We start from the raw sequence: 20,330 nt of genomic DNA, 5'->3' as shown, positions 1-20,330 counted from the left end.
CGCGCCCACGACCTGCGACAAGCGCGTTACGCCTTCGGCTGTTCCGGCTGACGCAGGCGGATGTGCAGTTCGCGCAGCTGACGCTCGTCCACCGGGCTCGGCGCCTGCGTGAGCAGATCCTGCGCACGCTGCGTCTTCGGGAACGCGATCACGTCGCGGATCGAGTCGGCACCGGCCATCATCGTGACGATGCGGTCGAGACCGAATGCGATACCGCCGTGCGGCGGCGCGCCGTACTGCAGCGCGTCCAGCAGGAAGCCGAACTTCAGCTGGGCTTCTTCCGCGCCGATCTTCAGCGCGCGGAACACCTTGCTCTGCACTTCCTCGCGGTGGATACGCACCGAGCCGCCGCCGATTTCCCAGCCGTTCAGCACCATGTCGTACGCCTTCGCGAGGCAGCGGCCCGGATCGGTCTCGAGGTACTCGAGGTGCTCGTCCTTCGGGCTCGTGAACGGGTGGTGAGCCGCGACGTAGCGCGCATCTTCGTCGTCGTATTCGAACATCGGGAAGTCGACGACCCACAGCGGCTTCCAGCCGGCCTGGACCAGACCGTTCGCCTTGCCGAATTCCGAATGGCCGATCTTCAGGCGCAGCGCGCCAAGGCTGTCGTTGACGACCTTCGCGCGGTCGGCCGCGAAGAAGATGATGTCGCCGTCTTCAGCGCCGGTGCGCTCGAGGATCGCCGCGATCGACGCGTCGTGCAGGTTCTTGACGATCGGGCTTTGCAGGCCGTCGCGGCCCTTCGCCTTCTCGTTGACCTTGATCCATGCGAGGCCCTTCGCGCCGTAGATGCGCACGAATTCCGTGTAGCCGTCGATGTCGCCGCGCGACAGCTCGCTGCCCTTCGGCACGCGCAGCGCCGCGACACGGCCGTCCTTCGCGTTGGCCGGCGTGCTGAACACCTTGAAGTCGACGTCCTTCATCGCGTCCGTCAGCTCGGTGAACTCGAGCTGCACGCGCAGGTCCGGCTTGTCCGAACCGAAACGCGCCATCGCTTCCGAGTACGGCATGACCGGGAATTTCGCGTCGAGCTCGACGTCGATCGTCGTCTTGAAGATGTGACGGATCATGTCTTCGAACAGGTCGCGGATCTCCTGCTCGCCAAGGAACGACGTCTCGCAGTCGATCTGCGTGAATTCCGGCTGACGGTCGGCACGGAGGTCCTCGTCGCGGAAGCACTTGGTGATCTGGTAGTAACGGTCGAAGTTCGCGACCATCAGCAGCTGCTTGAACAGCTGCGGCGACTGCGGCAGCGCGAAGAACTGGCCCGCGTTCACGCGCGACGGCACGAGGTAGTCGCGCGCGCCTTCCGGCGTGCTCTTCGTCAGCATCGGCGTTTCGATGTCGATGAAGCCCTGCTCGTCGAGGTACTTGCGCGCTTCGATCGCGACGCGGTAGCGCAGGCGCAGGTTGTGCTGCATCTGCGGACGGCGCAGGTCGAGCACGCGATGCGTGAGGCGCGTCGTTTCCGACAGGTTGTCGTCGTCGAGCTGGAACGGCGGCGTGACCGACGCGTTCAGCACGTTCAGCTCGTGGCACAGCACTTCGATCTTGCCGCTCTTCAGGCCGGCGTTGACCGTGCCTTCCGGACGGTTGCGCACGAGGCCCTTGATCTGTACGCAGAACTCGTTGCGCACGCCTTCGGCGGTCGCGAACATTTCCGCGCGATCCGGGTCGCAGACCACCTGCACGAGGCCTTCACGATCGCGCAGGTCGATGAAGATCACACCGCCGTGATCGCGGCGGCGCTGCACCCAGCCGCACAGCGACACGGTTTGGCCCAGCAGGTGTTCGGTCACGAGACCGCAGTATTCAGTACGCATCGACATGATGTTTGCTTTCGTTCGGTTTGATCAACGGGTGCCGCGACGCGCGGCCCGGGCGATGATTCTTTACTTACAGCGGCGGCTCGACGGGACGGCGGGCGGGCGCCGGAGCCGGCGCCGGAGGCGCCACGACGCCCATCGAGACGATGTACTTGAGCGCGGCATCGACCGACATGTCGAGTTCGATGACTTCGCTCTTCGGCAGCATCAGGAAGAAGCCCGACGTCGGGTTCGGCGTCGTGGGCACGTACACGCTCACGTACTCTTCCGTCAGATGGTTGACCACGTCGCCGCCGGGCGCGCCGGTCAGAAACGCGATCGTATACGAGCCGCGACGCGGGTATTCGATCAGCAGCGCCTTGCGAAACGCATTGCCGCTGCTCGACAGCAGCGTGTCCGACACCTGCTTGACACTCGTGTAGATCGGCCCGACGACCGGGATGTGACGCACGACCGCGTTCCACCACGTGACGAGCTTCTGGCCGATGAAGTTCCGCGTAGCCAGCCCGACGACGAAGATGAACGCGAGCGTCAGCACCGCGCCGATCCCCGGCAGGTGGAAGCCGAGCATCCGCTCCGGCTGCCACGATTCGGGCAGCAGCAGCAGCGTCTGGTCCATCGTGCCGATGATGAGGCCGAGCACCCACAGCGTGATCGCGAGCGGGACGAGAACCAGCAGGCCGGTCAGAAACACCGATTTCAGGGTCGTCTTTTTCATCATCTGCCGTCTATGAACCGCACCGGCGGTGCGGGTTGGTCACGGCCCGGCCGGGCCGCAACGGTCAACTGCTGGCGGCGGGCGCTGCAGCCGGGGCGGGCGCGGCGCTCGTCGTCGTGCTGTCGGAACTCGTGGCAGCGGGCGCGGGCGCCGCGGCGGCAGGCGCTGCAGACGCAGCGTCGCCGGACGCCGTCGCCGGCGCGCTGGTGCCGCCCGAGCCACCGCGGAAATCGGTGACATACCAGCCGGAACCCTTCAGCTGGAAGCCGGCGGCGGTGACCTGCTTGCGAAAAGCATCCTTCCCGCATTCGGGGCACTGCGACAGCGGCGCGTCGCTCATCTTCTGGAGCACGTCCTTCGCGAAACCGCACGCTTCGCATCGATAGGCGTAGATCGGCATGATATTTTTTCCCGCAGAAACTGGAAACGGCTTGCAAAACCTTGAATTATATCCGAAACCCCGGCGCGCTCCGGCAACAGCCGCGACGCCCGGGGATCAGCGACGGCGCCACGTGAGCCAGCGCTCGTGCCCGTCGAACACAGGCAGCGAATCGGTCACGGGCAGATCCTCGATCAGTTCGAAGTGCGGCGCGAGCAGCGCATCGAGTTCGGCGCGCTCGATCCCGAACGGCGGCCCCTTCGGTTTCGCCGTCACGAAGAAATAGCCGGCCAGCAACCCGTTCGCGGGCAGCAGCTCCGCCATCCGCGCCGCATAGTCGGCGCGCATGGCCGGCGGCAGCGCGCACAGGAACGCGCGCTCGTACACCCACTGCACGTCGAACGGCGGCCAGTACGCGAAGAAGTCGGCCTGCTCGACGACCGCCGCATGCGCGCCGAGCTGCGCCTTCGCGGCCGCCACCGCCTGCGCGGCGAAATCGATCGCGCGCACGGGCCAGCCCGCCTGCGCAAGCCAGCCGGCCTCCTGCGCGCTGCCGCAGCCGGGAATCAGCACCGCGCACGGTTCGAGCCGCTGCGCGAACGCGCGAAACCCGTCCGGTACGCCGCCGAATTCCCACGGCGTCACGCCGCGCGCGAAGCGCTCGTCCCAGAACGACGCGTTGCCGGGATCGCGCGTCGCGAAATCGGCGGCGCTCGGCGCGGAAGGTTGTTTCGGTTCGGACATCGCACGGCTCCTTGCGCTCATGCGCCGTACGCGAGCGCGAGCAGCACGCGCGCGACGAGCGCCCCGACGCCGACGGCAAGACCGAAAATCAACAGCGCCTGCATCAGCCGATTGGTTCGTTTCTGCTCGACGAGGATCTGACGCATCAGGTCCTCGCTCGCCGCGCGCGGCGCATCGTGGTGCGCCGCCATCGCCTGATGGATCAGACGCGGCAGTTGCGGCAGCGTCTTGCTCCACTGCGGCGCCTCGACCTTGAAGCGCTCGTACCAGCCGCGCAGGCCGATCTGCTCGGTCATCCAGCGCTCGAGATACGGCTTCGCGGTCTTCCACAGGTCGAGTTCCGGGTCGAGCGAGCGGCCGAGCCCTTCGACGTTCAGCATCGTCTTCTGCAGCAGCACGAGCTGCGGCTGGATCTCGACGTTGAAGCGGCGCGACGTCGAGAACAGGCGCATCAGCACCTGGCCAAGCGAGATGTCCTTCAGCGCGCGGTCGAAATACGGCTCGCACACCGCGCGGATCGCGCTTTCGAGTTCCTCGACGCGCGTCTCGGGCGGCACCCAGCCCGATTCGAGGTGCAGCGTCGCGACGCGGTGGTAGTCGCGCTTGAAGAACGCGAGGAAGTTCTGCGCGAGGTAGTTCTTGTCGAAATCGGACAGCGCGCCGACGATCCCGAAATCGAGCGCGATATAGCGGCCGAACGTCTTCGGGTCGAGGCTCACCTGGATGTTGCCCGGGTGCATGTCCGCATGGAAGAAACCGTCGCGGAACACCTGCGTGAAGAAGATCTCGACGCCTTCGCGCGCGAGCTTCTTGATGTCGACGCCCGCCGTGCGCAGCGTCTCGACCTGGCTGATCGGCACGCCGGTCATGCGCTCCATCACGAGCACCTGCGACGTCGAGAAGTCCCAGAACATCTCGGGCACGAGCAGCAGGTCGAGGCCCGCGAAGTTGCGGCGCAGCTGGCTGCCGTTCGCCGCCTCGCGCATCAGGTCGAGCTCGTCGTGCAGGTACTTGTCGAATTCGGCGACGACTTCGCGCGGCTTCAGGCGCCTGCCGTCGGCCCACATCCGCTCGGTCCACGTCGCGATGTCGCGCATCAGTGCCAGATCGGAATCGATCACCGGCAGCATGTTCGGGCGCAGCACCTTGACCGCGACGGCCTTGCCCGCGTGCACGCCCTGCTTCAGCTTCGCGAAATGCACCTGCGCGATCGACGCGCTCGCGATCGGCTCGCGCTCGAATTCGTCGAACAGCTCGTCGACCGGCGCGCCGAGCGACTTCTCGATGATCGCGATCGCGACCGCCGAATCGAATGGCGGCACCTGGTCCTGCAGCTTCGCGAGTTCGTTCGCGAAATCGACCGACAGCAGGTCGCGACGTGTCGACAGCACCTGGCCGAACTTGACGAAGATCGGGCCGAGGCTTTCGAGCGCGTGGCGCAACCGCACCGCGGGCGGAGCCGTATAGCGGCGGCCGATCGTCGTGATCCGCAGCAGCAGCTTCACACGCCGGTCGTCGATCCGGGACAGCATCACCTCGTCGAGGCCGAAGCGGATGACGGTATAGACAATCTTGATGAAACGGAAAATGCGCATGCCCTGCGGCCCTCAGTGCGCGCCGCGCGGGCCGGAACCCGTGCGCGCGCCAATTTTTTGTTCGAGTCGCTCGACCCGTTTTTCGACCCGCGCGAGCGCATCGCGCGCGCGCGCCAGTTCGGCGTCGAAGCCGCCGAGCACCGCGCGCCGGACGACTTGCGGGTTCTCGTCAAGCCAGTATTCGGCGACGGAATCGAGCACGTTGCGGCCGGTGCGGCGCGCGCGCGCGCCGGCGTCGCGCACGACCGTCGCGATCCGGTACGCCGCCGCGTCGCCGACCAGCTTCGCGAGATCTTCCTCAGGTTCCCAGCGCAGATGTTCGGCCAGTTTCGCGATCTGGGTCGCGAACTCCGCGTCGCCCTCGATCTTCACGTGCTTCATCACGGCCGCCTGGCCACCCTGCAGGAACGCAGCGACCGTGTCGCCCGCGAGCGCGATCGACACGTCGACGTGTTGCGCATCGTGCGCTTCCACCGCGGACAGGTAGCCGTCGGGCTGCACGAGCAGCGTGAGCGTGACGGGCGGCACGTCGAGCCGGGCGGTCTTGCCCGCGTAGGGGATCAGGCGGTCGCGCGCCCATGATTCACGCGCGAGCAGGTGATTGACAGCAGCAGCAAAAGGCTTGGCGGCAAAGGTCATCGGGCTGGGAAAGAAAAAACCCGCGCAGGCCGGGCGCCCACGCGGGTTTCTATTGTAACGTCGGATCGTCGGCAGGCCGCGGCCAACCACACACCCGGGCGGCAAGCGGTCGCAGTGCGGCGGCCGTCGCCCGGGCAGCCGGCAGGCCGGCCGCCGGTCACGCTCAGTGCGTGTTGATCTGCTGGATACCCGCGAGCAGCCAGCCCTGACTGCCCGACTTCGACAGGTTCCACACCTCGTCGAACGGCGCGGCCGACGTATTCGCCGATTCGCGGATCAGCCCGTGGAAGCGCACGCTCGCCGACTGCTCGATGCCGCGATCCTCGATTGCGACCAGTTCCGCGTCGAGCTGCACGACATCGGTCTGGTTCGACTCGGTGCCGCGCGAGTCGAGGTCGATCTTGATCTCGGCGAACATTTCCGGGGTCGTGAACTCGCGGATGTCGGCCAGGTTGCCCTGGTCCCAGGCCGCCTGCAGGCGCACGAAGTAGACCTTCGCGCTGCGCAGGAACGCCTCGGTGTCGAAGCCTGCCGGCACCTGCAGCGGGGCGGCCGCCATCGCGCCCGCCGCGCCGGCAGCCGGCGTACCGCCGCCGAACACGCCCTGCGCTTCGTTCGCGTAGCTGCTGCCGCTGCCCGCATAGTTGTTGCCGGTGCTGCCCTGCTGGAACGACGGGCTCTGCGAGTAGCCGCCCGACGACGAGGCCGAGCCGCCCACCGAGTACGCCGGTTCCTGCGGACGGCGACGGTTCATGAACTTGCGGATCAGCCAGATGCCGACCATCGCGAGCAGTGCGATCACGATGACGTTCGCCATCATGCTCGCGAACGCGCCGCCCAGACCGAAGTGCGACAGCAGCGCCGCGATACCGAGGCCGGCCGCGAGGCCGGCGATCGGCCCGAGCCAGCGCGAGCGGTTCGGCTGCGCGGCCGGCGCCGGTGCGGCCGGGTTCGCGCGCTGCGCCTGCGCCGGCGCGGCCTGCTGCATCGGCTGCTGCGCGGGCGGCGTGGCCTGACGCTGGGTGACGGTGGAGTTCTGGCGGCCGATGCTGCGCCCGCCGCCCATGCGCCTGGCTTCGGCGTCGAGCGATGCGAACGTGCCGGCCGTGAGCAGGCCGACCATCAGCAGCGTGCCGACCCGTCGAGCCCACGGCTTCGACGGCTTGCTACGGTTGAACAACGAACGCGATTCGGACATCAGCTTCTCCAGATGTAAGGCGAATGTATGGGAAGAACCCCTTAATACTTGGTTCCTAGGTGTAAAGCTACCACGCCACCTGACAAATTGTAATATTTGACGGCATCGAGGCCCGCTTGTTCCATCATCGTCTTCAGCGTGTCCTGATCGGGGTGCATCCGGATAGATTCAGCAAGATACCGGTAACTTTCAGCATCTTTCGCGAACTTGTCGCCAAGCCACGGTAATACTTTGAAAGAATACAGATCGTACGCCTTTTTCAGCGGATCCCAGACTTTCGAGAACTCCAGCACCATCACGCGGCCGCCGGGCTTCGCCACGCGACGCATCTCGGCGAGCGCCCCGTCCTTGTGGGTCATGTTGCGCAGCCCGAACGCGACCGTGACCACGTCGAAGTAGTTGTCCGGAAAGGGAATTTTCTCGGCGTCGCACAGCAGCGACGGCGTCACGATGCCCTTGTCGAGCAGCCGGTCGCGGCCCACGCGCAGCATCGATTCGTTGATGTCGGTGTGCCAGACCTCGCCCGTCGGGCCGGCCGCCTTCGCGAATGCCTTAGTCAGGTCGCCGGTGCCGGCCGCGATGTCGAGCACCTTGAAACCGGGGCGCACGTTCGCCTGCGCGATCGTGAACGCCTTCCACGCGCGGTGCATGCCGGCCGACATCAGGTCGTTCATCAGATCGTAGTTGCTCGCGACCGAATGGAACACGCCCGCCACTTTCTTCGCTTTTTCGTTTTCCTCGACGCTTTCGAAGCCGAAGTGGGTTTTGCTCATCGCGTTGATCCTCAGTAAATGGCAAGACGGCGCCGAGCGGGCGCCGTCGATTTCAGTGACAGTGGCCGTGCGGCGCGGGGGCCGCCTGCATCGGCGCGTCGCGCTCGACGCCTGCCGCCTTCAGTTTGTCGAAATAGTCGCGCCACAGCGCGTCCTGCTGCGTCGCCAGTTCGTACAGCAGATCCCACGAATAGATGCCGGTCGAGTGGCCGTCGGAGAACGTCGGCTGCAGCGCGTAATTGCCGACGCCCTCGAGCGCCGTGATGGTCACCTCGCGCTTGCCGGTCTGCAGCGTCTCCTGGCCTGGGCCATGGCCGCGCACCTCCGCCGACGGCGAATAGACGCGCATCAGCTCGAACGGAATCCGGAAGCTGTCTCCGTTCGGGTACTGCAATTCGAGCACGCGCGACACCGCGTGCACGACGACGCCGGACGGAATCGGCGTCGTGGAAGTCAAACCGCTCATGGCTGCCTCGAATCGGTCGTTCGTTGAATTTCCTCGCGCACCGCATTGTGCAGCAGCGAGGCCTGCGCCGCGCGCGTGCGCAGCAGCGCGTCGGACACGCCGCGCTGACGCGGCGCCCAGACGGCCTGCGGGAAGTGGGGGTCGTTCGAGAAGCGCGGGATCACGTGCCAGTGCACGTGCGGCACCATGTTGCCGAGGCTCGCGAGATTCACCTTGTTCGGCTGCATCACGCGGCGCACGGCCCGCTCCACCGCGTACACCACGCGCATCAGGTGTGCCCGCTCGGGCTCGCCCAGATCGGAGAACTCGGCCACGTGCGTGCCCCAGATCACCCGGCAGAAGCCCGGGTACTCGTGCTCGCCCGTCGCGAGGACGACGCGCAGCATGTCGTCCTGCCAGAGCACCTCGCCGCCGTCTTCACGGCAAAACACGCATTCCATCGTCGCTCCCATGTGGACGGGCGCCGGCGCTGAAGCGCCGGCGCCCGCTCTCATGCCAAGCCCGGCCGGGCCGGCGTCATGCCCGCATTAGACCAGCACGCGCTCGATCCCGCCATTGTTCGCGTGTGCGACATAGTCGGCCATCCAGTTCTCGCCGAGCACCTGGCGCGCGATTTCGACCACGATGTAGTCGGCCTCGAGGTTCGCGTCCTCGCTGTAGCGCGACAGGCCCTGCAGGCACGACGGGCAGCTCGTCAGGATCTTCACGTCCGGGCCGTTCGCGGCGGCGGCCGGCGCATCGCCGGCCACGACCGGGATGCTGCGCAGCTTCGCGGCACCCTTGCGGATCTCCTCTTCCTTGCGGAAGCGGACCTGCGTCGACACGTCCGGACGCGTGACCGCGAGCGTGCCCGATTCACCGCAGCAGCGCTCGTTCTTCTCGATCTTGTAGCCGTCCTTCTCCGCGCCCATCAGCTCGTTGACGAGCTTCACCGGGTCCATCGTCTTGATCGGCGTGTGGCACGGGTCGTGATACATGTAGCGCGTACCTGACACGCCGTCGAGCTTCATCCCCTTCTCGAGCAGGAACTCGTGGATGTCGATGATCCGGCAGCCCGGGAAGATCTTGTCGAATTCGTAGCCTGCGAGCTGGTCGTAGCAGGTGCCGCACGACACGACCACCGTCTTGATGTCGAGGTAGTTCAGCGTGTTCGCGACCCGGTGGAACAGCACGCGGTTGTCGGTGACGATCTTCTCGGCCTTGTCGTACTGGCCCGAGCCGCGCTGCGGATAGCCGCAGCACAGGTAGCCCGGCGGCAGCACGGTCTGCACGCCGGCTTCCCACAGCATCGCCTGCGTCGCGAGGCCGACCTGCGAGAACAGGCGCTCGGAGCCGCAGCCCGGGAAGTAGAACACCGCTTCCGAATCGACGGTCGTCGACTTCGGGTTGCGGATGATCGGCACGATCTTGTTGTCCTCGATGTCGAGCAGCGCGCGCGCCGTCTTCTTCGGCAGGTTGCCCGGCATCTTCTTGTTGACGAAGTGGATCACCTGTTCGACCACCGGCGGCTTGCCGACCGTCGCCGGCGGGTGCTGGGTCTGCTTCGTCACGACCTTCTTCAGCATGTCGTTCGCGAAGCGCTGCACCTTGTAGCCGACGCCCATCATCACGCCGCGCGCGAGGTTGATCGTCTGCGGATTGGTCGCGTTCAGGAAGAACATGCCCGCCGCATTGCCGGCATTGAATTTCTTCTTGCCCATCTTGCGCAACAGGTTGCGCATGTTCATCGTGACGTCGCCGAAGTCGATCTTCACCGGGCACGGCGTCGCGCACTTGTGGCACACCGTGCAGTGGTCGGCCACGTCGTTGAACTCGTCCCAGTGCTTGATCGACACGCCGCGGCGCGTCTGCTCTTCATACAGGAACGCCTCGACCAGCAGCGAGGTCGCGAGGATCTTGTTGCGCGGGCTGTACAGCAGGTTCGCGCGCGGCACGTGGGTCGCGCACACCGGCTTGCACTTGCCGCAGCGCAGGCAGTCCTTCACCGAATCGGCGATCGCGCCGATGTCGGACTGCTTCATGATCAGCGACTCGTAGCCCATCAGCCCGAAGCTCGGCGTGTACGCGTTGCGCAGGTCGGCACCGTCGAGCAGCTTGCCCTTGTTGAAGCGGCCGTTCGGGTCGACGCGCTGCTTGTACGCGCGGAACTCGGCGATCTCGTCGTCGGTCAGGAACTCGAGCTTCGTGATGCCGATCCCGTGTTCGCCGGAAATCACGCCGTCGAGCGAACGCGCGAGCGTCATGATGCGCGCGACCGCTGCATGCGCGTCCTGCAGCATCTCGTAGTTGTCGGAGTTGACCGGCAGGTTCGTGTGGACGTTGCCGTCGCCCGCGTGCATGTGCAGCGCGACGAACACGCGGCCGCGCAGCACCTGCTTGTGGATCGCCTGCGCCTCGTCGAGGATCTGCTTGAACGCGCCGCCGTTGAAGATCGCGCGCAGTTCCGCGCGGATCTCCTGCTTCCACGAGATGCGGACCGTGCGGTCCTGCGTGACGTGGAACACGGTCGCGCCCGGCTGCTCGTCCGCGCGATCCGCGAACTTCTCGGCGAGCGCCTCGTAGCCGAGCTGCACGAGGTAGTGCTGCGCTTCGCGCAGCGGCTGGTCGAGCCGGTCGCGCACGAATTCCCAGCGTGCGCGCACGCGCTTGAGCAGTTCGAGCGCCTGCTGGACACGATCCTCGAGCAGTTCGGCGCTCGGGATCTCGTTCGCGTCGTCGGTCTTGCCGAGCGGCAGGTTGCCGGCGCGGAAGAACGCCTCGAGCGCGTCGACCAGCTGCAGCTTGTTCTTCAGCGACAGCTCGATGTTGATCCGCTCGATGCCATCGGTGTACTCGCCCATCCGGTTCAGCGGGATGACGACGTCCTCGTTGATCTTGAACGCGTTCGTGTGCTTCGCGATCGCGGCCGTGCGGCTGCGGTCGAGCCAGAAGCGCTTGCGCGCCTCCGCGCTAACCGCGACGAAGCCTTCGCCGCTCTTGCCGTTGGCCATCCGGATCACTTCGGACGTCGCTTGCGCGACCGCATCGGCGTCATCGCCGACGATGTCGCCGATCAGCACCATCTTCGGGAATGAATTGCGCTTGCTCTTGGTCGCGTAGCCGACCGCGCGCAGGTAACGCTCGTCGAGGTGCTCGAGGCCCGCGAGGATCGCGCCGCCCTGCTTCGACGTCTCGAACAGGTAGTCCTTGATCTCGACGATGCTCGGGATCGCCTCGCGCGCCTGGCCGAAGAACTCGAGGCAGACAGTGCGCGTGTGCGCGGGCATCTTGTGCAGCACCCAGCGCGCGGACGTGATGAGCCCATCGCAGCCTTCCTTCTGCACGCCCGGCAGGCCCGCGAGGAACTTGTCGGTCACGTCCTTGCCGAGCCCTTCCTTGCGGAACCGGCGGCCTTCGATCTCGAGCATCTCGGTGCGCAGCAGCTTCTCGCCCGGCGCGTATGCGCCGTCGAACCACTTCAGTTCGAAGCGCGCGACCGCGATGTCGTGGATCTTGCCCTGATTGTGCTCGTGGCGCGTGACTTCGAGCCAGTTGCCATCCGGGTCGACCATCCGCCACCAGGCCAGGTTGTCGAGCGCGGTGCCCCACAGCACGGCCTTCTTGCCACCCGCGTTCATCGCGACGTTGCCGCCGATGCACGATGCGTCGAGCGAGGTCGGATCGACCGCGAACACGTAGCCGGCCGCTTCGGCCGCCTCGGTCACGCGACGCGTGACGACGCCCGCGCCGGAGAAGATCGTCGGCACCTTGTGCGCGACGCCCGGCAGCTCGGTCAGTTCGACCGCGCCGAGCTGTTCGAGCTTCTCGGTATTGATCACCGCGGAGAACGGCGTGAGCGGCACCGCGCCGCCCGTGTAGCCGGTGCCGCCGCCGCGCGGGATCACGGTCAGGCCGAGCTCGAAGCACGCCTTGATCAGCCCGGCGATCTCGGCTTCGGTATCGGGGGTCAGCACGACGAACGGGTATTCGACGCGCCAGTCGGTCGCGTCGGTCACGTGCGACACGCGCGACAGCCCGTCGAAGCGGATGTTGTCCTTCTCCGTGCAGCGGCCGAGCGCCTTGGTCGCGCGGCGGCGCAGGTCGGCCATCTTGTCGAATTCGTCGGCGAATTCGTCGACCGCGCGCTGCGCGGCGGCCTCGAGCATCTCGACGCGCACCGCGCGTTCGCGGCCCGCATCGTCGTGGTGCGCGGTCAGGTCGGCACGGCGGCGCTTGCCGATCTCGGTCAGGCGGTGGTTCAGCGCCTCGATCAGCAGCGCGCGGCGCTTCGGGTTGTCGAGCAGGTCGTCCTGCAGGTACGGGTTGCGGCGCACGACCCAGATGTCGCCGAGCACTTCGTACAGCATCCGTGCCGAGCGACCCGTGCGCCGTTCGGCGCGCAGCTCGTCGAGCACCGACCACGCGTCCGCGCCGAGCAGGCGGATCACGATCTCGCGGTCGGAGAAGGACGTGTAGTTATAGGGAATCTCGCGCAGTCGGGGCGCGGGGTCGGCGGCGACGGCGGCGGCCGCGCCATGCGGATCGAAAACTTGTGGTGCGTTCATGTTCGGACGACTCGGAGGGCCGATACACCGTGCACGGGCGTCGGCAAGCGCGTAGGCGCAATCTTGGGGAAATCTGTTCTGGTGCCAGGCGCGCGACTATCTCGCATGGGGCCGGAGCGGGACGGTACTCACCGTTCCGGGCCGGCAGGGCCTGGCGGCACTCGGGGCCATCAGCACGATCGCGCGCGGCGCGCATGCCGCTCCGCCGCGGGGCTGGCAGCGCGCGGCGACGGCTTCAACGGGGCGATCCGAGGGTGCCTCTGCATCTTCCGATCCTTGATTCAAAACGGAATTCTAACTCATGATCGGGCCATGCGTGACACCCCGGACAGCTCGTGGGGCTATCGCCGCAAGCCGCGCCAGGCCTGGTTCGGCGCGGGTTTGCGCCGATATTCGCCGTCCGGCCGGTCGGTAACCATGCAGTTAAACCGGTAAAAAAGGACGCTCCATGCGGCAAACCCGCCCGCGGGCGCGGTTTCGCGGCGCGCGCCCGGCATGCCGCTTGCGTGCCGGCGGACCCTTGGCGCTATCATTGATGCTTTACCGTCTGCTTCCGCACTGCACGCGAGCGCCCATGGCATCCCACGACTACCTGAAGAAAATCCTCACCGCGCGCGTCTACGACGTCGCACTCGAGACGGAACTCGAACCCGCCCGGAACCTGTCGGCCCGGTTGCGCAACCCGGTTTACCTGAAGCGCGAGGACAACCAGCCGGTGTTCTCGTTCAAGCTGCGCGGCGCGTACAACAAGATGGCGCACATTCCGACCGACGCGCTCGCGCGTGGCGTGATTACGGCCTCGGCCGGCAATCACGCGCAGGGCGTCGCGTTCTCGGCGGCCCGGATGGGCATCAAGGCCGTGATCGTCGTGCCCGTCACGACGCCGCAGGTGAAGGTCGACGCGGTGCGCGCGCACGGCGGCCCGAGCGTCGAGGTGATCCAGGCAGGCGAGTCGTACAGCGATGCGTACGCGCACGCGGTGCAGGTACAGGCGGAGCGCGACCTCACGTTCGTCCACCCGTTCGACGATCCGTACGTGATCGCCGGCCAGGGCACGATCGCGATGGAAATCCTGCGCCAGCACCAGGGCCCGATCCACGCGATCTTCGTGCCGATCGGCGGCGGCGGGCTCGCGGCCGGCGTGGCGGCCTACGTCAAGGCGGTGCGTCCGGAGATCAAGGTGTTCGGCGTGCAGGCCGAGGATTCGTGCGCGATGGCGCAGTCGCTGCAGGCGGGCAAGCGCGTCGAGCTGTCCGAGGTCGGCCTGTTCGCCGACGGCACCGCGGTGAAGCTGGTCGGCGAGGAAACCTTCCGGCTCTGCAGCGAATTCCTCGACGGCGTCGTGACGGTCGACACCGACGCGCTGTGCGCGGCGATCAAGGACGTGTTCCAGGATACGCGCAGCGTGCTCGAGCCGTCGGGCGCACTCGCGGTCGCGGGCGCGAAGCGCTATGCGGAGCGCGAAGGGATCGAGAACCAGACGCTCGTCGCGGTCACGTCGGGCGCGAACATGAACTTCGACCGGATGCGCTTCGTTGCCGAACGCGCGGAAGTCGGCGAGGCGCGCGAAGCGGTGTTCGCGGTCACGATTCCGGAGGAGCGCGGCAGCTTCAAGCGCTTCTGCTCGCTGGTCGGCGATCGCAACGTGACCGAGTTCAACTACCGGATCGCCGATGCGCAGTCCGCGCACATCTTCGTCGGCGTGCAGATCAAGCGGCGCGGCGAATCGGCCGAGATCGCCGCGAACTTCGAGTCGCACGGCTTCAACACCGTCGACCTGACCCACGACGAGTTGTCGAAGGAGCATATCCGCTACATGGTAGGCGGCCGCTCGCCGCTCGCGCTCGACGAACGCCTGTTCCGCTTCGAATTCCCGGAACGGCCGGGCGCGCTGATGAAGTTCCTGTCGTCGATGGCACCGGACTGGAACATCAGCCTGTTCCACTACCGCAACCAGGGCGCCGACTACAGCTCGATCCTCGTCGGGCTGCAGGTGCCGCAGGCCGATCGCGCCGAGTTCGAACGCTTCCTTGCGGCGCTCGGCTATCCGTATGTCGAAGAGAGCGCCAATCCGGCTTACCGCCTCTTCCTGTCGTAAAGGCATCACGCAATGAATCCCGAACATTCCCCGCTCGGCAAGGCCACCGTCTACGCAGCGCAGTACGACGCGTCGCTGCTGTTCCCGATCCCGCGCGCCGGGGCGCGCGAGCAGCTCGGCATCACGTCGGCGCTGCCGTTCTTCGGCACCGACATCTGGAACGCGTACGAGCTGTCGTGGCTCAACGCGCGCGGCAAGCCGCAGCTCGCGGTCGCGACGTTCTTCGTGCCGGCCGAGTCGCCGAACATCGTCGAATCGAAGTCGTTCAAGCTGTATCTGGGCTCGTTTGCGCAATCGAAGTTCGACTCGGTCGACGCGCTGCGCGACGTGCTGAAGCGCGACGTATCGGCCGCGTGCGGCGCGAGCGTGTCGGTGCAGCTCGTGTCGCCGCACGATTTCGGCAAGCTCCAGATGGAAGAGCTCGACGGGCTGTCGCTCGACCGGCTCGACCTCGACACCGACGTGTACGAACCCGATCCGTCGCTGCTGTCGGCCGCCGACGCCGAAGACGAAGCGCCGGTCGAGGAGACGCTCGTGTCCGACCTGCTGCGCTCGAACTGCCCGGTCACCGGCCAGCCCGACTGGGGCAGCGTGCAGATTCACTACGTCGGGCCGCAGATCGATCACGCGGGGCTGCTGCGCTACATCATCTCGTTCCGCAATCACACGGGCTTTCACGAGCAGTGCGTCGAGCGGATCTTCCTCGACATCCTGCACGCTTGCAAACCGGTGAAGCTCGCGGTGTATGCGCGGTACACGCGGCGCGGCGGGCTCGACATCAATCCGTTCCGCACGAACTACAACCAGCCGATGCCGGACAACGCGCGGACGGCGCGGCAGTGACGGCGGCTGGCGTTCGCCGCGTACAGTCGCGGCGAATCCAAAACCAAACAGCCCGCTCGGCGCAAGCCGAACGGGCTGTTTTCCTGTGCACGGGGAAGCCCGGCAGCGTTACTTCACCGGCGCTTTGTAAGCGATACAATCGACCTCGACCTTGCAGTCGATGACCATGCTCGACTGCACGCATGCGCGCGCCGGCGGATGCTCGCCGAAGTACGACACGAACACCTTGTTGAACGACGCGAAATCGCGTGCGTCGTCGAGCCACACGCCGCAGCGCACGACGTGTTCCAGGCCGTAGCCGGCTTCCTTCAGGATCGCGATCACGTTCTCGATCGTCTGCTTCGACTGCGTGACGATCCCGCCTTCGACGACCTCGCCGTTCACCATCGGCGTCTGGCCCGACACGTACAGCCAGCCGTCGGCCTCGACCGCACGCGCAAACGGCATCACCTGGCCGCCGGTGCCCTTCGCTTCGCCTACGCCATATCGCTTCATCGTTTCACTCCTTGTTTGTCGACCGGCATCGGCGAGCAAGCGCCAGCGCCGGTCCCATGCAACGCACGGTTGCGGATGCGCGCGCCGACATGGCGCACGCGGCAAATCGGATCGAGACCGCGTTCAGAACGCGGCGTCGGCACTCGCCGGCACGCGCTCGCCGCGTGCGACGAAACCGCCGGCGCGCTCGCCGGTCGGCTGGCCGTTCTCATAGGTCAGCACGCCGTTCACCCACACCGCGTCGATCCCGTGCGCGGGCTGCTGCGGCTTCTCGAACGTCGCGGCATCGATCACGCGCGCCGGATCGAACAGCACGAGATCCGCGTGGTAGCCGACATGCACCTCGCCACGCCGCGCGATCCCGTAGCGGCGCGCTGACAGCGACGTCATCTTGCGGATCGCCTCCTCGAGCGGCAGCAGGTTGGTGTCGCGCACGTAATGGCCGAGCACGCGCGGGAACGCCCCCCACAGCCGCGGATGCGGCAGCGGATCGTTCGGCAGGCCGTCCGACCCGACCATCGTCGCCGGGTGCGACAGGATCCGGCGCACATCGTCCTCGGACATGTTGTGGTACACGGCGCCGGCCGGGCGGATCCGCTGCGCGGCTTCCTGCTCGGACACGCCCCAGTCGGCCGCGATCGCCTTCAGCAGCTTGCCGGCGACTTCCGGATGCGGCTCCGACCACGTGATCGTGATGTCGATGTCGCCCGTCACCTGCTTCAGGTCGAGCGTCGACGAGCTGCGGCTGTACGGATAGCAGTCGCAGCCGACCGGCTGGTAGCGGCGCGCGCCTTCGAGCGACGCGAGCACCTCGGTGCTGCGCCCCCAGTTCGACGGGCCCGCGCACTTCAGGTGTGAGATCACGACCGGCACCTGCGCGTGACGGCCGACGCGGTAGGCCTCGTCCATCGCATCGAGGATCGCGTCGAACTCGGTGCGCATGTGCGTCGTATAGAGCGCGCCCGCATTCGCGAGCGGCTCGGCCAGCGCCATCACTTCCTCGGCCGGCGCCGCGAACGCGGAGCCGTATGCGAGGCCCGACGACAGCCCGAGCGCGCCGTTCGCGAGCGCCTCCTCGAGCTGCGCGCGCATCCCGGCGATTTCGCCGTCGGTCGCCGCGCGGTCGAGGCGGTCCATCTGGTTGTTGCGCAGCGCGGTGTGCCCGACGAGCGCCGCGACGTTCACGGCCGGACGCGCGTCGTTCACGGCCGCGACATAGTCGGCGAAGGTCGGGTAGCGGAACGCGTCGCGTTCGCCGAGCAGGTTCATCGGGTCGGGCGGATCGCCCGCGAGCGTCACCGGCGACGCGCTGATCCCGCAGTTGCCGACGATCACGGTCGTCACACCCTGCGAGATCTTCGGCAGCATCTGCGGCGCGCGGATCACGTGCGTATCGTCGTGCGTGTGCACATCGACGAAACCCGGCGCGAGCGCGCGGCCGTTCGCATCGACCACGGTCTCGGCGAGCCAGTTCGACAGGTTGCCGATCGCCACGATCACGCCGTTGCGGATCGCGACGTCGCGCGTGACGGGCGGTGCGCCAGTGCCGTCGTACAGTTGCGCGCCGACGATCAGCGTATCGGCGGCTTCGGGATGCGAATGCATGGTCAGTCTCCTACCGGTTGACGGTCTCCGCCGCCGCGGTGCGCATCGAGCGCATGCTTGATGCGGCGCAGCGATTCTCGGCCCGCATCGCCGAGCCGCAGCGCGACTCCGGTGACGAGCACATCGATCGCCATCATCATCGCGTAGCGCGATGTCGAAGGCTTGTAAATGAAATCGGTCTCGAACGCGACGACCGGGATCAGGTGGTCGGCCAGCTTCGCGAGCGGCGAAGCCGGCGCCGTGATTGCGATCAGCTTCGCGCCGTAGCGCTTCGCGAGGCGGCAGCTCTCGAGCAGCTCGGGCACGCGCCCGCTGACCGACAGCGCGACGACCACGGCATCGCGCGACAGCGTCGCCGACACCATCCGCTGCAGCAGGCTGTCCTGGTAGCTCGCGACCGGCCGGCCGAAGCGCACGAGCCGGAAGCGCAGCTCGTCGGCGAGCGCGGTCGAGCCGCCGCCCTGCCCGTACACGTAGATCATCTTCGCGCCGGCGAGCAGGTCTGCCGCCGCGTCGAACGAGGTGTTGCGCAGCAGCTGGTGGTTGTGCGCGAGCGCCACGCGGATCTCGTCGTAGACGACCGACGCGGGGCTCGCGTCTTCTTCGGCATGCTCGTCGGACGGCACGAGAAAACGCTGGCCGACTGCCGCCGCCTGCGCGACGAGCACCTTCAGCTCGCGCACGTCGCGACAGCCGACCGCCTTCGCGAAACGCGTAACCGTCGCGACGCTCACTTCGGCGTCGCGAGCCAGCGTGCCGATGCTCGCATGCGCGGCACGTGCGAGATCGGCGAGGATGAACGCGGCGACCTTGCGCTCGGCTTCACGCAGCTCGGGCGCGCATTCGGCGATCCGCGCGACGATGTCGAGGACCGGCTGGGCGACCGGGGCCGGTTGCTCGGCTGCGAACGGTGCGGACGGGGTGGCGGGCGCATTCATCTGCTGAAATGGTGTGGCGCTTTATGTTACTAAATAACATCACCGCGCCGATGCTACTTTCTGTACCATCTGCATGTCAACTTTAGTGCAATGCATAGTGATGATGGAGCGGAGTGAGATGAAAGTTACAAACTATCAGGAACCGACAATCAATCCGCTGGGCAAGGGCCTCGGCAACCTGCCGAGCGCGAGCGTGCCGCTCGACGACGCCGGCCGCCTCGAATGGAACCTGCTCGCGGAAGACGTCAGCCTGCCGGCCGCGGTGCTGTACGCGGATCGCATCGAACACAACCTGAACTGGATGCAGGCGTTCGTCCAGCAATACGGCGTGAAGTTCGCGCCGCACGGCAAGACGACGATGGCGCCGCAGCTGTTCCGCCGCCAGCTCGACGCCGGCGCATGGGGCATCACGCTCGCGACCGCGCACCAGACGCAGGCCGCGTATCACGGCGGCGTGCGGCGCGTGCTGCTCGCGAACCAGCTGGTCGGCCGCCAGAACATGACGATCATCGCGGAGTTGCTGTCCGATCCCGAGTTCGAATTCTTCTGCCTGGTCGATTCGGCCGACAGCGCCGACCAGCTCGGCCGCTTCTTCGGCGACCGGAAGAAGCCGCTGAACGTGCTGCTGGAACTCGGCGTGCCAGGCGGCCGCGCGGGTGTGCGCGACGCCGCGCAACGCACCGCCGTGCTCGACGCGATCGCGCGCTATCCGGACACGCTGAAGCTGGCCGGCATCGAACTCTACGAGGGCGTGCTGAAGGAGGAAGGCGAGATTCGCACGTTCCTGCAGGATGCGGTCGCGCTCACGCGCGAGCTGGCCGAAGCCGGCCGGTTCGCGCGCACGCCGGCGATCCTGTCGGGTGCCGGCTCGGCGTGGTACGACGTGGTCGCGGAGGAATTCGCGAAGGCGTCCGACGCCGGTTTCGCGGAAGTCGTGCTGCGTCCGGGCTGCTACCTGACGCACGACGTCGGCATCTACAAGAAGGCGCAGACCGACGTGTTCGCGCGCAACCCGATCGCCCGCAAGATGGGCGAAGGGCTGCTGCCGGCGCTGCAGCTGTGGGCGTACGTGCAGTCGGTGCCGGAAGCCGACCGGGCGATCATCGCGCTCGGCAAGCGCGACGCGGCGTTCGACGCGGGCCTGCCCGAGCCGGCGCGCCACTTCCGTCCGGGCCGCGACAGCGCGCCGCGCGAGGTCGCCGCGAGCGAAGGCTGGGCCGTCACCGGGATGATGGACCAGCACGCCTACCTGCAGATCCCGCCGGGCGCGGACGTGAAGGTCGGCGACATGGTCGCGTTTGACATCTCGCACCCGTGCCTGACGTTCGACAAGTGGCGCCAGCTGCTCGTCCTCGATCCGCAGTTCCGCGTGACGGAAGTCGTCGAAACCTTCTTCTGACGCGCCGCGCGCGCCACCCCACCGCCCCGCCGCCGCGCGGGGCGGCCGTCACGCGCGCTTCAATCGGCCG

17 protein-coding genes are annotated in these 20,330 nt (G+C 67.1%); 3 read left to right on the top strand and 14 right to left on the bottom strand.

Annotation, left to right across the window (positions count from 1 at the left end):
* Nucleotides 1–26 precede the first annotated feature (26 nt).
* The 11 genes from aspS to GEM_RS03495 all read right to left on the bottom strand — a co-directional run bounded on the left by aspS (nt 27) and on the right by GEM_RS03495 (nt 12,882).
* Nucleotides 27–1,829, bottom strand: a complete 1,803-nt coding sequence (gene aspS / locus GEM_RS03545) for an aspartate--tRNA ligase (RefSeq protein ID WP_014896081.1) — start codon at nt 1,827–1,829, stop codon at nt 27–29.
* Nucleotides 1,830–1,896: 67 nt separating this feature from the next.
* A complete protein-coding gene (locus GEM_RS03540; protein WP_014896080.1) occupies nt 1,897–2,547 on the bottom strand; it encodes a DUF502 domain-containing protein in 651 nt (216 codons plus the stop codon).
* A gap of 61 nt (nt 2,548–2,608) precedes the next feature.
* The gene (locus tag GEM_RS03535; protein ID WP_014896079.1) at nt 2,609–2,944 is read right to left on the bottom strand and encodes an FmdB family zinc ribbon protein; all 336 of its coding nucleotides are present in this window, start codon (nt 2,942–2,944) and stop codon (nt 2,609–2,611) included.
* A 96-nt stretch (nt 2,945–3,040) separates the two neighbouring features.
* A complete protein-coding gene (locus tag GEM_RS03530) occupies nt 3,041–3,667 on the bottom strand; it encodes an SAM-dependent methyltransferase (RefSeq protein ID WP_014896078.1) in 627 nt (208 codons plus the stop codon).
* A gap of 17 nt (nt 3,668–3,684) precedes the next feature.
* Complete coding sequence (gene ubiB / locus GEM_RS03525; RefSeq protein WP_014896077.1) at nt 3,685–5,262, bottom strand: ubiquinone biosynthesis regulatory protein kinase UbiB; 1,578 nt, start codon at nt 5,260–5,262, stop codon at nt 3,685–3,687.
* A 12-nt stretch (nt 5,263–5,274) separates the two neighbouring features.
* Complete coding sequence (locus GEM_RS03520; RefSeq protein WP_014896076.1) at nt 5,275–5,901, bottom strand: ubiquinone biosynthesis accessory factor UbiJ; 627 nt, start codon at nt 5,899–5,901, stop codon at nt 5,275–5,277.
* Nucleotides 5,902–6,064: 163 nt separating this feature from the next.
* Nucleotides 6,065–7,099, bottom strand: coding sequence for a Tim44 domain-containing protein (locus GEM_RS03515; protein ID WP_014896075.1), 1,035 nt, complete (start codon nt 7,097–7,099; stop codon nt 6,065–6,067).
* Nucleotides 7,100–7,140: 41 nt separating this feature from the next.
* Nucleotides 7,141–7,872, bottom strand: coding sequence for a bifunctional demethylmenaquinone methyltransferase/2-methoxy-6-polyprenyl-1,4-benzoquinol methylase UbiE (ubiE, locus tag GEM_RS03510; RefSeq protein WP_014896074.1), 732 nt, complete (start codon nt 7,870–7,872; stop codon nt 7,141–7,143).
* A 52-nt stretch (nt 7,873–7,924) separates the two neighbouring features.
* Complete coding sequence (locus GEM_RS03505) at nt 7,925–8,338, bottom strand: gamma-butyrobetaine hydroxylase-like domain-containing protein (RefSeq protein ID WP_014896073.1); 414 nt, start codon at nt 8,336–8,338, stop codon at nt 7,925–7,927.
* Complete coding sequence (locus tag GEM_RS03500) at nt 8,335–8,778, bottom strand: HIT family protein (protein ID WP_014896072.1); 444 nt, start codon at nt 8,776–8,778, stop codon at nt 8,335–8,337. Before GEM_RS03500 ends, GEM_RS03505 begins: the two co-directional genes overlap by 4 nt.
* Nucleotides 8,779–8,865: 87 nt before the next feature.
* Entirely contained in the window at nt 8,866–12,882 is a 4,017-nt protein-coding gene (locus tag GEM_RS03495) for a DUF3683 domain-containing protein (protein ID WP_014896071.1), read from the bottom strand.
* 574 nt (nt 12,883–13,456) lie between these two features.
* Here GEM_RS03495 and ilvA point away from each other — a divergent pair.
* Together ilvA and queF are read left to right on the top strand one after the other, a co-directional pair.
* A complete protein-coding gene (gene ilvA / locus GEM_RS03490) occupies nt 13,457–14,980 on the top strand; it encodes a threonine ammonia-lyase, biosynthetic (protein ID WP_014896070.1) in 1,524 nt (507 codons plus the stop codon).
* Between the two features lie 12 nt (nt 14,981–14,992).
* Complete coding sequence (gene queF, locus GEM_RS03485) at nt 14,993–15,823, top strand: NADPH-dependent 7-cyano-7-deazaguanine reductase QueF (protein WP_014896069.1); 831 nt, start codon at nt 14,993–14,995, stop codon at nt 15,821–15,823.
* Between the two features lie 108 nt (nt 15,824–15,931).
* On the opposite strand, the gene GEM_RS03480 is transcribed toward queF, so the two are convergent.
* From GEM_RS03480 to GEM_RS03470, 3 genes are all read right to left on the bottom strand, one after another.
* Nucleotides 15,932–16,318 carry a RidA family protein gene (locus tag GEM_RS03480; RefSeq protein WP_014896068.1) on the bottom strand — a complete coding sequence of 129 codons (387 nt, stop codon included), beginning with the start codon at nt 16,316–16,318 and terminating at the stop codon, nt 15,932–15,934.
* A 123-nt stretch (nt 16,319–16,441) separates the two neighbouring features.
* Nucleotides 16,442–17,923 (bottom strand): N-acyl-D-amino-acid deacylase family protein, encoded by a 1,482-nt coding sequence (locus tag GEM_RS03475; RefSeq protein ID WP_014896067.1) that lies wholly within the window; start codon nt 17,921–17,923, stop codon nt 16,442–16,444.
* A 2-nt stretch (nt 17,924–17,925) separates the two neighbouring features.
* Complete coding sequence (locus GEM_RS03470; protein WP_014896066.1) at nt 17,926–18,861, bottom strand: MurR/RpiR family transcriptional regulator; 936 nt, start codon at nt 18,859–18,861, stop codon at nt 17,926–17,928.
* A 118-nt stretch (nt 18,862–18,979) separates the two neighbouring features.
* Between GEM_RS03470 and GEM_RS03465 the strand changes: the two genes are divergently transcribed.
* Complete coding sequence (locus GEM_RS03465) at nt 18,980–20,260, top strand: amino acid deaminase (protein WP_014896065.1); 1,281 nt, start codon at nt 18,980–18,982, stop codon at nt 20,258–20,260.
* The last annotated feature ends 70 nt before the right edge of the window (nt 20,261–20,330 follow it).

Source organism: Burkholderia cepacia GG4, assembly GCF_000292915.1.
In the GTDB taxonomy this organism is placed as follows: domain Bacteria; phylum Pseudomonadota; class Gammaproteobacteria; order Burkholderiales; family Burkholderiaceae; genus Burkholderia; species Burkholderia cepacia_D.
The sequence above is the reverse complement of the archived record's forward strand: the minus strand, read 5'-3'. Positions and strand labels throughout refer to the sequence as shown.